Raw genomic sequence first — 13,713 nt, 5'->3', positions numbered from 1 at the left:
ACTAAAATGGCCTGATGTAAAGGATGCTAATACCTATCTCAGGCATCAATAGTGATATCACCGGCAGGAATACACTGGCATGTCAAACATGCACCCTCATCAGAGGGTTCCACACCATTCAGATGCTGCACGTTCCCGGCAATCACCTTAGTTGAACAGCTTTCACATTGTCCAACACGACAACCACTAGGCATTTTAATCCCAAGTTTTTCTCCAAAATTCAGCAGAGTACCTTTATCCGTGGTCCAGGTCTCTTCTCTTCCTGATTTTGCAAAAATTACTTTATGACGTAATGAGGGATCATTATTTATTTTTGTCGGAGAACGAAATATCTCGTAGAAAATAGCAAATGCAGGTACACCTCTCTCCTGAAGCCCTCGGGATATCGCATCCATCATAGGCTGCGGACCACACATGTAATAACGAGCATTATTCTCAATAAGATATGCCTCGACATCTCCCGCACCAACATAACCAGCTCTATCATAATCCAATCCTGGAATATCACAGTCGAGGGGCTGGTTGTAGATATTAATTACTTTAAGCCTGTCAATAGACGCATTTAGCTCCGCAATTCTTTTCTTAAACGCATGTAGCCTACTATTTTGATTAGCATAGAAAAGCCAGATTTCCGGACCTTCCGCTTGGGGGTTAATAGACTCCAGATAGGAAATGAATGGAGTAATTCCAATACCGCCAGCAAATATTACGACAGGCTGGACGGCATTGAGCGGGACAATGAAATTCCCCCCAGGAGGCGTAAGTTCAACATCCTTGCCTATCTGCAAATGCGTGTTTATGTAGGATGACATTATTCCTTCTACATATTCACCTTTCTCATCAGTCGCTTTCTGATGACGGACAGAAATGGAATAGGTTTTACGGTCATGAACAAACGCAGGGCCTGTCAGCGAATACGCCCGGGTAACGATCTCTTCAGAATCGCTCATCGGACAACAGCTAACAGTGATATGCTGGCCCGGTTCATAATCAGGTAAGTAGCCTTCACTATTCGATTGGAAGGTAACTGTCGTAACATTATCTGCTTCTTTTTTCAGTTCAATGACTTTGAATGTTTTACGACCTTCCCAGGGGCGTCTTATCAGCTCAAAATCATTCAAGCGGCGAATGCGGCAGCGGAATGAACGCAAAGGTAAAGCACCGCTGACTGGATCATAGCTATCACCGCTGATTAAGCTATTGTAATTGCTACTGTACTCACCTTTAACCGGGTATGAAGGTTTGCCAAAATCAGGACAAGACTGCCACCACCCAAACTCAGCAATTACAGTTTCATGAGAGAGTTTGGCTTCCACTTTTGCTCTAAATCGAGCAAGACCTGCTCTCGTTTCAATTTCTACCCAATCCCCCGTCTTGATACCTTCTTCGTCAGCCAGAGCTGCCGAAATGTCTACCGTTGGATAAGGTGCTTTTTTTCGTAGGCTAGTCAGGCTTCGATGTTGGCTATGACAGAAGAATCCGCTTTTAACGGATGTCAGCATTAGTGGATAATCAGGATCGTTGCGCTGGTATTCTTGCGGCTGTACATACTCAGGTAAAGGATTGTAACCATAGCGATGAAGGATCTCAGAGTAAAACTCTGCACGTTTTGTTTCTGTATTGAAACCTGCCAGATATCCGCTATTTGGGTCTCTGAAAGCATATTTTCTGACTTTATGCTCAAGCGGGATATCGTAACCTTCTGGCTTATTTCTGAGCATCTCAACAGTCAAACCTAATGGTTCTAGTTGATAATTCCAGGCTGCCTCAATATTGCCGTCGAAGAACGCTTCATTCATTCCTAACCGGCATGCAAGATCGAAAACAATCTCAAGGTCGGAACGGCTTTCACCGCGCGGAGAGACCATTTTTTTTCTCAACTGAATGTGGTCCTGAGCAGCAGCACTACTTTCAAACCCGGTTCTTAGGCCTTCGCGCTCCCAGGCAGTGTTTACTGGCAGAAGGATATCAGCATACTTTGATGTAGGCGTTTCAAACAAATCTACATGGGCATAAAACTCAAGTGCCTCAAGCGCCTGTTGTCCGAGAGAAGTATCACTTTGTGAAAGTAATATGTTGGCACCAAAGCCAATTAACCCGCGAATTTTATAGGGTGTACCTTCTAATACTGAATGCCAGATATCCTGAGAATGAACCCAACCTTGTGAAGGCGGCCCGATAGGCCTTTCTTCAAGACCTAATGCTTTATCCCATTGTGATTTTGGCATCAGTGTCGGTGAATTAACCACATTCACCGGGTGGCTGGCATAGATTCGATTACATCCTTCCTGATCGAAACAACCGGTTAAAGCATACAGTGTCGCAATCGCACGTTCTGTTTGGGTGGCATTAGTGTGTTGTGCCACTCCAGACCAGCTGTGGTAGGCGATTTTCTTGGCCCCGGCAATCAAACTCGCAGCGGCTTCAATTGATGCAACAGATACCCCGGTGATACGGCTTACGTTTTCTGGGTCATAATTAGCCAACATATCTTTAAAAGATGAAAACGCCGTTTGGCAGGAAATTTTTGCACCATCAGCTATTGCAACTTCAACATTACCCTCAAGTGCAGCTGTAGGCGTCAGCGTTTCTTCAGTTCGAGTCTCGGAATCGATAAATGTGACTTGCTGGTTGTGTTCGTCCCAAACTGTATAGCGATTACTGATGGCAAGTGGGTTAATATCTTTTTCCCGAAGAAAATAACCATTATCATTTCGAACCAACAAAGGACCATTAGTCCAGTTTCGAACAAACTCATGATTAAACAGGTTTCTTTCTACCAGGAGATGGCTTAACCCCAAAGCTAATGCACCGTCAGTCCCAGGATTGACATCAAGCCAGGCATTTGCTTCTTTCGCTAAAGGTGTCGGGCGAGGATCCACGACGATCAGTTTTGCACCGTTATTTCGACCAGTACCAATCGCACTAGCCTGGGCAAGCCAAGTATTCGCGGGGTTATGCCCCCAAAGAAGGATAAGATCGGCATGGGAATAGTCAGCAACAGGGATGCCGCAGCCAAAGGTCCATCGATGTGCAACGTCTTTATGCCAGTTACATATTTCAGTTCCATAGCTGGTGTTTGGGCTGCCATAGATACGAACAAATCGCTCTAACCATTCAATTGCATCGCTGAGGGGGGTACCGCTTGGGCTCGTAAAACCGAAAGCGACAGATTCAGCTCCGTTCTCTCGTTTAAATTTTTCCAGTTGTCCGGCTATCGTTGACATAGCCTCTTCCCAACTTATACGTTTCCAGCCCGGGTTCTCGGCACCTTTAGGATGGGTTCTCTTCATCGGGTACAGAATTCTATTTGCGCTGTCCACCAGCTCAGGTGCCGCTTTGCCCTTCATACACATGGCCTTACCATTAGGATGTTCAGGGTTGGCCCGTACCTTGATCTGAATCGCCACGGATAATCTAGACACTTCCTAGCCGTTGATAATACTGGTTTTCATATTCTGTCGGTGACATCTGATCGCTGGAACCATGCCGACGCTTACTGTTATAAAACATTTCGATGTAATCAAAAATATCGCTGCGGGCTTCTTCCCGCGTTCCGTAGATCTTTTTCTTTATCCGTTCGCGTTTCAACAACTGGAAAAAGCTTTCTGCAACCGCATTATCATGGCAGTTACCGCGACGGCTCATGCTGCCCTCCAGGCCGTGTGATTTCAGGAACGACTGCCACTCATGGCTTGTGTACTGACTGCCCTGATCCGAATGAACCAGCACCTGTTTTTGGGGATTACGGCGCCATACAGCCATCAGCAGTGCGTTCAGGACAATGTCCTTTGTCATCCGGGATTGCATGGACCAGCCGATAATTTTGCGTGAGAACAGATCAACAACCACGGCAAGATACAGCCAGCCTTCGTGGGTCCTGATGTAGGTTATGTCCGTTACCCAACGCTTATCCGGAGCATCCGGATTGAACTGTCGCTGGAGCCTGTTGGGCGACACGATACTGGCCTCGCCTTTACGTGCCCGCGGGCTCCGGTATCCGACCTGAGCCTTTATCCCGACACGTTTCATCAGTCGCCAGACTCTGTTCACTCCGCACTGTTGCCCGCTGTCCCGCAGATCCAGATGGATTTTGCGATAACCATAGACGCATCCCGATTCCAGCCAGAACTGTTTAATCTGTCCTGTCAGTCTCAGGTCTGCCTGATGGCGTTGTGAATGCGGCTGCTGAAGCCAGGCGTAAAAACCACTGGGATGAACATCCAGCACCCGACAGAGCAGGCGAACAGGCCAGCAACAGGTGTTGTCACGGATAAAGGCGTACCTCAGTCGGACAGCTTTGCGAAGTACGCCGCGGCTTTTTTTAATATGTCCCGTTCGTCGGTAACCCGCTTCAGCTCTTTCTGGAGACGGCGGATCTCGGCCTGAGCATCTGACTGTTCTTTATTAGCGGAAGAATCCGGACCGTACTTCTTTATCCAGGCGTAAAGGCTGTGGGTGGTGATATCGAGACGTGTTGCAACGCTGGCAACAGAATAACCGCGATCAACAACCTGTTTGACTGCTTCAATTTTAAACTCTTCGGGATAACGCTTACCGCTCATGGGCACCTCTCTTTAAGCCATCTTAAATGACTCTGAGGTGTCTGTTAAACCCGTGGCGATTCAATCAGGTGGTCATTTGCTACTTCATTCAACGTCCCGCAACGCGAACGGCAAAGTGTGCAATATCCGGGAATAATATCTGACATTGTAAACCTCACTACTAAAAACAGTTAATATATTTTAAAAACCACATTGCTTTCTTTTCACCCAAGAATTACTAACCCAATTAATGTTAATATCATCTTGTTTTGTGGGCGTAATTTCAGTTGAAATTACTGTCATATATGGGTAGCGGCTAAGTAATTTCAGGGCCAGAATCTGATTCCTGCAAACCGTTAACATCTGCAAGATACAGTGCACGCAAAATAGGGCATTCAGGCTTATCATCCCCTGCACAGCAATCAGAAAGCGTTGTAAGTATTGATGCCATACGCTGAAATTCTTGAATTTTTACAGTCAACTCGCGGATGTGTGACTCGACTAATTTTTTCACATCAGCGCTTTGGCGCGAATGGTTACCCCAAAGACAGAGAAGTTCTCCTGTTTGCGCCAGAGAGAAACCTAACTCCCGACATCGGCGTATAAAATGCAATTTGTACACATCAATATCGCTGTACATCCGATACCCGGCTGCAGTTCTTGCAACTTCCGGTATTAATCCCGCCTCTTCGTAATAGCGGATCATTTTGGCGGAAACTCCGGATAACCGGGCAGCATCACCAATGTTCATCCTTACCTCCCAAAATGTATTCTGTTAATATCAGATCCAGTTTCAAATGACGTCGTTTCTGACACTCTTACCTTGCATACGTAGTGATACGGTTACCGTTTGGCTCATCAAGACTTAGTCGATATCCAGCCTAGACCTTCCCGTGGTGGTAAGGTCAAGAAAAAAATCATCAAGATAAGCTGTGTAAAAAACCAGATGTGACGAACATACTCATATCCCTTATGACCACATACTTAATGACTCAAAACACTCTTCTTTGGGTTTAGAAAGGATGGTTTCTCTAGTGGCATCATTTTTATATTCACCAACACTCACTAATTCCCATGATTCGACATCATTCAACAGTGCAAGCATCAACTTATTATTTAATGCATGCCCTGACTTATAAGCATGGTAGGCGCCAATAATATTATGGCCTGATACAAAGAGGTCTCCAATCGCATCCAGTGTTTTATGTCGCACAAGTTCGTTATTAAATCGCAGACCTTCCGGATTCAGAACGCTATATTCATCAAGCCCTATCGCATTGTTCAAACTTGCCCCTAACCCAAGACCTTTTTGTTGTAGAAGTTCTACATCACGAACAAATCCGAAAGTTCTGGCATCAGCAATCTCGCTAATATAGTTTTCTTTCGACACTTCAATATTTAATCTATTAGTCTCAGCAGAAATCAAGGGATGCTTAAAATCAATCATAAAATCGATCGAGAACTTTGAGTCTGGATGCAAAAGAGCCCATTTGTCGCCATCTTTTACGGAAACCGTTTTTTTTATCAGAAGATATTTTTTTAGCGCACACTGCTCTATCAAACCAGCGTGCATTATTGAGTCTATGAATCCTCTGGCACTCCCATCGAGAATGGGAAGTTCTGGAGCATCGAGCTCCACCAGGAGGTTATCAAGCCCCATGCTGGACACCGCAGAAAGGAAATGCTCGATTGTTGAAACTCGAACTCCCTGAGGGTTGATAATGCTTGTTGCCAGCATAGTGTCATGAATCTGATCGGCACGGAGCTGAATATCAACAACAGGAGTTACATCTGTTCTACGGAACCGTATGCCACTATCGGCACCAGCAGGCATGATTTTCATGTTAACGGTTTTACCGCTATGCAAGCCAATACCGTTTAATTCAACAATATTCTTGATAGTTTTTTGCTTGATCATGGAGACCTCTATTTGCTCTAGCGACTCGGCAGAACGTCCGCAACAAGGCTCCATTGATGATTCCCCCTATTGCTCTGTTCATCGTCCTCGCTACTCTCGACTTGGTTCCATTAAAAACCATGAAGTTGATATAGGGTCAAGCTTTTATACGATATACACATCAAGCATCTTGCATGAGTCGCACTGACTGACCCGGGTTAGTTACCATCATATTCTTTATGGTTGAGACCATACGGAAATCAGTGAATTAATAATATTTATTCATCCAAAACACAAATGGTTTTAAGAAAGCCTAATCCCCTTCATGTAAAATCATTCAAGATAGTCAAGTATGTTTTTTATATTGTCAATTAAGGCAACATGCAGGTCAGGGTCATCACATTCATCTGAATGGCAATAGGAAATATGTTGAAGTATAATTCTTTTTTTGAATTCTCTAACTGTACACTCCAACTCATACACCGACCGTACGATATCAATACAAGGTTCATCATCGATTAAAAAATCCTGCATTTTATTATAGTTATCAGCCAGCTCTTCTATCATAGAAATTAATACGGGGTCATTAACTAACATTGGCATATCTCTCCTCATCGTCTGAAAGTAAAGATGGACACAGCGCTGATAAATTCCAATCCCCTTGCTTGCGGTACCGACCGGGAGGAAGATGAAACTTGTTTTTAAAAGCTCTCGTGAAAGTTTGTTGCGAATTAAAACCATACTGAAGTGCAATGTCCAGGACTGTTCTGGAAGTCAATTTCAGATCAATCGCAGCACATGATAATCGACGAGCACGAACATATTCTCCCAGCGCAACACCGGTCGCCTGTTTAAACAAACGTTGAAAATGCCATCGTGAATAACCAGACTTATCAGCAATGAATTCTACTGGCAAGGTTGTATTCAATGAACTTTCAACCCATTTCAAAATATCTTTGACAACACTTTCAGAATATTTCCTGGTGTCCATCATCTCCCCCTCAAACCATATTCTATGAATATGTTCAAACCAGAATACGGTCTCTGAGTCTGTCGTCCATGAAGAACTCAGAGACCCAACTCTTTATTTTCGTAATAACCTCAGGCCATTTGCCACAACCAGAAGACTGGCACCAACATCAGCAAATACAGCCATCCACATAGTTCCCATTCCCATGAGCGTGAGTACAAGGAATACGGCTTTAATACCTAGAGCGAGGCTGATATTTTGCACGAGTAAGCTGTACGTTTGTCGGGATAATTTTACAAAGGCTGGGATTTTACGCAGGTCATCATCCATTAAGGCTACATCTGCAGTTTCAATCGCCGTATCAGTACCCATTGCGCCCATAGCAAAACCGATATCTGCTGCAGCCAGAGCCGGTGCATCATTGATACCATCACCAACCATCCCAGTGATTCCAATCCGTGAATGCTCTTCAACTGCACGATGTTTATCTTCTGGCAATTGATTCCCTCGAGCCTCATCGATTCCAACCTGAGATGCGATTGCTTTAGCTGTATGTGGGTTATCACCAGTCAGCATAATAGTTTTAACGCCAAGTTCATGAAGTTGTTCAATCGCTTCACGGCTGCTGTTTTTAACAGTATCAGCAACAGCGAACAACCCAAGCACTTGCTTACCATCATTGAGTAAAATAACTGTTTTACCTTGGCTTTCCAGCCTTTGTACTGTTGCTTTAATCTCTGATGGACAATTAAAGTGTTCTTCAGTCAAACGCAGGTTACCAAGGTAAAAATCCTTACCTGTAATCGCGCCATGCACACCTCGCCCAACAATCGCTTCAAAGCTGTCAACATCCTGCTTTTTCAAATCAGCAGAAGCATTCACAATTGCCAGTGAAACAGGGTGATCAGAGTAACTAGCGAGACTAGCTGCAGTAGTACGAACTTCACGCTCGCTCCACCCATTGAACACCATTACGTCGGTTTGTACTGGTTTCCCATGGGTAATAGTTCCTGTTTTATCCAGCGCAAGGGCTTTTAGCTTACGTCCCTGCTCAAGATAAACACCGCCTTTAATGAGAATCCCTTTGCGAGCAGCTGCAGTAAGTCCACTAACAATCGTTACTGGCGTAGAAATAACCAGGGCACATGGACACGCAATGACAAGCATAACTAAAGCTTTATAGATCCATTCCTGCCATGTTCCTGCCCCAAACAATGGTGGCAATACAGCAACCGCAACAGCAATACCCATAACGACTGGGGTATAAATCTGGGAAAAGCGGTCAACAAAACGTTGTGTAGCTGCTTTGGCGCCTTGCGCCTGCTCAACGGCATGAATGATGCGAGCAAGGGTTGTATTATTTGCAGCTGCAGTGACTTTATATTCAAAAGAGCCTGACTGATTTATTGTTCCAGCAAATACAGCATCGCCCGCAATTTTATCGACAGGCATACTTTCACCTGTAATTGGAGCCTGGTTAATGGTGGTTTGGCCTTTGACGATTTCTCCGTCGAGACCAATTCGTTCACCTGGTTTTACCCTGACAATACTGCCCAGTTGTACGCTACTGGCGTCAACTTCCTGCCATGTTCCATCAGCTTGTTGGACCATTGCAGTTTCAGGAGTCAGGTTCATCAGGGAACCTATTGCATTTCTGGCTCTATCAAGTGATTTGGCTTCTATCAGCTCGGCAATGGTGAATAACACCATAACCATCGCCGCTTCTGGCCACTGCCCAAGGACCAAAGCCCCAGTAACGGCAATACTCATTAGTGCATTGATATTCAAGTTGCCATTGCGAATCGAAATCCAACCTTTTTTGTAGGTTGTCAGACCGCAAGAAAGCACTGCTATCAAAGCCAACCCGGCTTCGAGCCAGTCAGGCATATCAGCCCAGTGCATCACTTCGGCTGCAAGAGCAGCTACGCCAGCAAGAGCTAATGGCCACCAGGGCTTTTTTTTCTCCTGGGTATTTTTCTTGCCGCTAGTATTATCAGAGACTTCTGGCGCGAATCCCAACGAGCGAATTGCAGCCATGATAGCTTCAAGCGAATCCGGTGTATGGGTTACAGTCAAAACACGCTGCATCAGGTTGAAATCAAGCTCTTTAACAGCGCTCATTCCACCCAGTTTCTTTTTGATAAGATTTTCTTCAACAGGACAATCCATCTGCATAATGCGAATTTCTGTCCGTAATCCACCAGCCACAACCTGCGAGCCCCCCAGGCTACTCAATTGTTCTGGAGCAGCGGAGCAACAATCCCCCCCATGGCCGTGATCGTGGCCTTCATGAGAATGCTCTTGCGCGGTATGAGCATGGTTACATCCCTTATGATTATGCTCATCATGCGAATGCCCTTCGCCGCCATGGCTATGGGCATCATGATTATGGCCTTCATGGTTATGACCTTCATGGTTATGACCTTCATGGGAATGATCATCACTGCATTTCTTGTGATTATGAGCCTGCTGATCATGTGCATGATCATTTGCTTTATGTGATTCACCAGTATTCTTAACCCGGAGTCCTGTCCCTAAATTGAACGTTTCACAGCAACTAGCCGCTTCGTCTCCTGCAGGGTTTTTGCTATTTTTTACACCACCACTCATTTTCATTGCCTCATCTGTTAACTATACTGACGATTAAAGACCCTAATCTAACTACAGGGTCAAGCGCATAAGGGGGGATGCATGAAAATTGGTGAATTGGCCCGTAAGGCGGGTTGTCCGGTGGAAACTATTCGGTACTATGAGAAAGAAGGATTACTTCAGGCTCCATTAAGAGATATTGAAAATAACTATCGCCGTTACAACAATACTCATCTGGAAAAGTTATTATTTATCCGACGCTGCCGCTCTCTTGATATGACCCATGAGGAAATACGTGCATTGCTACTGGCAATGAATAATCACGGTAAAGACTGTGGCCCCATTGATGCAATAATCAGTGCCCATCTCACTCATGTTCAGCATCGTATTAAAGAATTAATAGCCCTGGAAATACAACTCAAAGAACTTAATAACTATTGCAGCTCAGACCGGAGCGTGGACGAATGCGGGATAGTACAGAAATTGACTGCTGATGAAGAGAATGGTGATCTTCCTTTAACCGTACCAACTGACCACTTGGGGGGGGGGCATTAGTGGTGTGCGCTTATAAGTTGATTAGACTGATGGCGTAACACAAGCCCATACAGCTTTGTGTTACGCCATCTTGCCCTTAAAATAAGGGGTCAGGCTTTTTCCATTTCGTTACCACGAGAACGACGTTGCACTGCCCCTTCTCTCTTACCGGGATGGCTTTTAGCGTCAGCGGTCATTAATGTCTGGAGTATTGGGCATTCAACTCGCTCATCCCCAGCACAGCTTTTGATCAGAGCTCTGAGTGTATCTGCCATTCGTCGCATATTTTCCATACGTCGCTCTAAATCATCCATATGCTCTTGTGCCAGACGTTTAACATCGGCGCTCTGGCGAGATTTGTCATTCCATAACTTGAGCAAATCGGCTATCTCTTCAAGAGAAAAACCAAGATCGCGCGCACTGCGGATAAAAATCAGACGATGGACATCATTGGGTGCATAATCACGGTAGCCCGCTTCGGTACGGCCAGTAGCAGGAATCAGACCAATTTGCTCGTAATAGCGAATCATCTTTGCGGAGATTCCTGATTCGTTCGATGCTTTACCAATGTTCATAGCTCCCCTTTTCTTAGTGCTCAGAGTCTTCTGCCAGCGGAGGCTGGAACCGACGCAAACGAAGTGCGTTGCCCAGGACAAATACACTGGATAGCGCCATCGCGCCTGCAGCAAAGATTGGTGAAAGCAGCAATCCATAGGCAGGGTACAGCAGGCCTGCTGCTACAGGGATCAATGCGGCATTATAACCAAACGCCCAAAAAAGATTTTGCCTGATGTTACCTATGGTTGCCTTAGACAATCCAATAGCATTAGGCACACCCTGTAGGTTGCCGGACATTAAGACAACATCAGCAGATTCCACCGCTATATCGGTACCTGTACCAATTGCAAGCCCAATATCTGCCACGGCTAAAGCTGGGGCATCATTAATGCCATCACCAACATAAGCGACCTTACCGTAAGACTCCTTCAACCGACGAACTGCTTCAACTTTCCCTTCTGGCAACACTTCGGCAACCACTTCATCAATACCAAGCTGTCTCGCAATCGCATTTGCTGTATTGGCATTGTCACCGGTAATCATTGCGACTTTGAGCCCCAGTTGGTGCAATGCATTTATGGCAATCGGCGTACTTGATTTAATAGGGTCAGCGACTGCGATAATGGCAGCCAGACGTCCATCAATAGCAACATAGAGTGGCGATTTTCCTTCGTTTCCAAGGCGTATCGCAGTCTTTGAAAAATACTCGATATCCAAGCCTAACTCACGCATAAATCGATCGGCCCCGACCTCTACGCGCTCTCCGTCTACGGTAGCCCTGACGCCCATCCCAGTAATTGAATCAAACTCAGTCAACGCTGGCAGCGATATCTCTTTTCCTAGAGCAGCTTCAACGATAGCGCGGGCAATAGGATGTTCCGAACGTGATTCAACAGCGGCAACTTTTGCTAATACTAAGTCAAGCTCAAACCCTTCGGCCAACTCCAGGTCTGTCATTACTGGGCGCCCTTCAGTCAAAGTACCTGTTTTGTCTACAGCGACAACCCTGGCATCTTTAAGCAACTGCAGAGCTTCTCCCTTACGGAACAAGATCCCCATTTCTGCACCACGCCCAGTACCTACCATGATAGAGGTTGGGGTAGCCAATCCCATTGCACATGGGCAGGCAATGATCAATACAGCCACGGCATTAACCAGTGCGAAAGACAGGGCCGGTGATGGCCCAAATGTTAACCAGGCAAGGAAAGTTAACAACGCTGCCAGCATCACCACAGGAACAAACCATAATGTCACCTTATCGACCACGGCTTGTATAGGTAGTTTAGAGCCCTGGGCTTGCTCTACCATTCTGATTATTTGTGACAACATCGTCTGGCCACCAACGGCTGTTGCACGCAACCTCAATGCTCCTTTCTGGTTAACAGTCCCGCCAACCATTAAGCTTCCGGGAACTTTCTCTACGGGGATAGGCTCCCCCGTTATCATCGATTCATCGACAAAACTTGTTCCTTCACTCACCTCACCATCAACAGGTATCCGCTCACCTGGTCGAACTTCGATAATGTCATCAAGGGCTACATCACTAATGGGAATATCGATGACAATGCCGTTACGCAGCACATGCGCCTCTTTGGCCTGCAATCCAACCAAACGCTTGATAGCCTCAGACGTTCGACCTTTAGCCCGCGCCTCCATAAATCGTCCTAAAAGAATAAGAGCGACGATTACCGCAGCAGCTTCGTAATACACATTGACGGTACCTTGAGGCAAAAGACCTGGAGCAAAGGTCGCAACCATTGAATAACCGAACGCAGCGAGAGTCCCGACGGAGACGAGAGAGTTCATGTCTGGGCCAAGTCTTAATAACGCGGGAATACCTTTCAGGTAAAAGCGCCGCCCCGGAATAGCCAACACCAGCAATGTTAATACAAACTGGAGATACCAGCTTTCCTGGAGCCCAATGGTATCCATTATCCATTGATGCATTCCCGGTATCACATGCGACCCCATTTCCAGAATAAATACTGGTAACGCAAGTACGGTCGCCAGAACTAAATCTTTCTTCAACGCAACCTTTTCAGCATCTTTTTTTTCTGCGGCACTATCATTATTCTGGCTTTGGTTATCAACCAGGCTGGCTTCATAACCGATTTTTTCGATAGCAGTTATGAGGTCATCAGCTCCAGCGGTTCCACGTACAGTGGCTCTTTCAGTAGCTAAATTAACAGTGGCTTCTTTTACGCCTTTAACCGCTCGGAGCGACTTTTCGACACGCCCTACGCATGATGCACATGTCATGCCCTGAACTGATAACTCTACAGAAGCTTGAGGAACCTCATAACCAACCTTTTCAACTGCTTCAACCAACGCCATACGATTAACTAATGCATTTAGGCGGATATCTGCACGCTCTGTTGCAAGGTTAACGCTTACGCTTTGTACGCCTTCAACCTTAGCCAGAGCGGCTTCAACTCGTCCAACGCAGCTTGCACAAGTCATTCCCTCAATGGGCAAGCTGACTTGAGTTTCACCATCATTAGAATGCTGTTTTTTTTGAATGCTCATGATGTATTTCTCATCGTTATGGTCAGATAAAGAACAACCTTAAGGCTTACCATCGTGGGAAGGTCAAGCGCATTATTTTGAACATGCCGATGCCG

10 protein-coding genes are annotated in these 13,713 nt (G+C 45.7%); 1 reads left to right on the top strand and 9 read right to left on the bottom strand.

Going from position 1 to position 13,713, the window contains the following annotated elements; genetic code table 11:
- Positions 1-38: 38 nt before the first annotated feature.
- The 7 genes from GNG27_RS01895 to GNG27_RS01865 all read right to left on the bottom strand — a co-directional run bounded on the left by GNG27_RS01895 (position 39) and on the right by GNG27_RS01865 (position 10,021).
- Complete coding sequence (locus tag GNG27_RS01895; RefSeq protein WP_231600420.1) at positions 39-3,350, bottom strand: molybdopterin-dependent oxidoreductase; 3,312 nt, start codon at positions 3,348-3,350, stop codon at positions 39-41.
- A gap of 67 nt (positions 3,351-3,417) precedes the next feature.
- Positions 3,418-4,565 (bottom strand): IS3 family transposase gene (locus GNG27_RS01890; RefSeq protein WP_089518920.1). Its coding sequence is split into 2 segments (ribosomal slippage): positions 3,418-4,328 and positions 4,328-4,565, totalling 1,149 coding nucleotides; the frame shifts between segments, so codons are not numbered across the junction.
- Positions 4,566-4,860: 295 nt separating this feature from the next.
- On the bottom strand, positions 4,861-5,295 hold the full coding sequence (gene cueR / locus GNG27_RS01885; protein ID WP_023336667.1) for a Cu(I)-responsive transcriptional regulator: 435 nt from the start codon (positions 5,293-5,295) through the stop codon (positions 4,861-4,863).
- A gap of 219 nt (positions 5,296-5,514) precedes the next feature.
- Positions 5,515-6,462: a UDP-3-O-acyl-N-acetylglucosamine deacetylase gene (lpxC, locus tag GNG27_RS01880; RefSeq protein WP_023302364.1), complete on the bottom strand. Its 948-nt coding sequence runs from the start codon at positions 6,460-6,462 to the stop codon at positions 5,515-5,517.
- A 312-nt stretch (positions 6,463-6,774) separates the two neighbouring features.
- Complete coding sequence (locus GNG27_RS01875; RefSeq protein ID WP_224788372.1) at positions 6,775-7,044, bottom strand: hypothetical protein; 270 nt, start codon at positions 7,042-7,044, stop codon at positions 6,775-6,777.
- Complete coding sequence (locus GNG27_RS01870; protein ID WP_071849720.1) at positions 7,028-7,432, bottom strand: helix-turn-helix domain-containing protein; 405 nt, start codon at positions 7,430-7,432, stop codon at positions 7,028-7,030. The genes GNG27_RS01875 and GNG27_RS01870 overlap by 17 nt, the downstream gene beginning before the upstream one ends.
- A gap of 93 nt (positions 7,433-7,525) precedes the next feature.
- The gene (locus GNG27_RS01865) at positions 7,526-10,021 is read right to left on the bottom strand and encodes a heavy metal translocating P-type ATPase (protein ID WP_023336665.1); all 2,496 of its coding nucleotides are present in this window, start codon (positions 10,019-10,021) and stop codon (positions 7,526-7,528) included.
- 81 nt (positions 10,022-10,102) lie between these two features.
- Here GNG27_RS01865 and GNG27_RS01860 point away from each other — a divergent pair, with 81 nt between their 5' ends.
- On the top strand, positions 10,103-10,555 hold the full coding sequence (locus GNG27_RS01860) for a Cd(II)/Pb(II)-responsive transcriptional regulator (protein WP_023336664.1): 453 nt from the start codon (positions 10,103-10,105) through the stop codon (positions 10,553-10,555).
- A gap of 89 nt (positions 10,556-10,644) precedes the next feature.
- On the opposite strand, the gene cueR (GNG27_RS01855) is transcribed toward GNG27_RS01860, so the two are convergent.
- On the bottom strand, positions 10,645-11,109 hold the full coding sequence (gene cueR, locus GNG27_RS01855; RefSeq protein WP_016154433.1) for a Cu(I)-responsive transcriptional regulator: 465 nt from the start codon (positions 11,107-11,109) through the stop codon (positions 10,645-10,647).
- A 13-nt stretch (positions 11,110-11,122) separates the two neighbouring features.
- Complete coding sequence (locus GNG27_RS01850; protein WP_023336663.1) at positions 11,123-13,618, bottom strand: heavy metal translocating P-type ATPase; 2,496 nt, start codon at positions 13,616-13,618, stop codon at positions 11,123-11,125.
- Between the last annotated feature and the right edge of the window lie 95 nt (positions 13,619-13,713).

The organism is Leclercia sp. 119287 (assembly GCF_009734485.1).
Taxonomy (GTDB): Bacteria; Pseudomonadota; Gammaproteobacteria; order Enterobacterales; family Enterobacteriaceae; genus Enterobacter; species Enterobacter adecarboxylatus_C.
Note: the sequence above shows the minus strand (reverse complement) of the source record. Positions and strands in the feature narration are given on the sequence as shown.

Bases quoted from the DNA above. Each gene is read 5' to 3' on its own strand.
- GNG27_RS01895 (WP_231600420.1), bottom strand. From the start codon at position 3,350: ATGAAGGGCAAAGCGGCACCTGAGCTGGTGGACAGCGCAAATAGAATT.
- cueR (WP_023336667.1), bottom strand. From the start codon at position 5,295: ATGAACATTGGTGATGCTGCCCGGTTATCCGGAGTTTCCGCCAAAATG.
- lpxC (WP_023302364.1), bottom strand. From the start codon at position 6,462: ATGATCAAGCAAAAAACTATCAAGAATATTGTTGAATTAAACGGTATT.
- GNG27_RS01875 (WP_224788372.1), bottom strand. From the start codon at position 7,044: ATGCCAATGTTAGTTAATGACCCCGTATTAATTTCTATGATAGAAGAG.
- GNG27_RS01870 (WP_071849720.1), bottom strand. From the start codon at position 7,432: ATGGACACCAGGAAATATTCTGAAAGTGTTGTCAAAGATATTTTGAAA.
- GNG27_RS01865 (WP_023336665.1), bottom strand. From the start codon at position 10,021: ATGAGTGGTGGTGTAAAAAATAGCAAAAACCCTGCAGGAGACGAAGCG.
- GNG27_RS01860 (WP_023336664.1), top strand. From the start codon at position 10,103: ATGAAAATTGGTGAATTGGCCCGTAAGGCGGGTTGTCCGGTGGAAACT.
- cueR (WP_016154433.1), bottom strand. From the start codon at position 11,109: ATGAACATTGGTAAAGCATCGAACGAATCAGGAATCTCCGCAAAGATG.
- GNG27_RS01850 (WP_023336663.1), bottom strand. From the start codon at position 13,618: ATGAGCATTCAAAAAAAACAGCATTCTAATGATGGTGAAACTCAAGTC.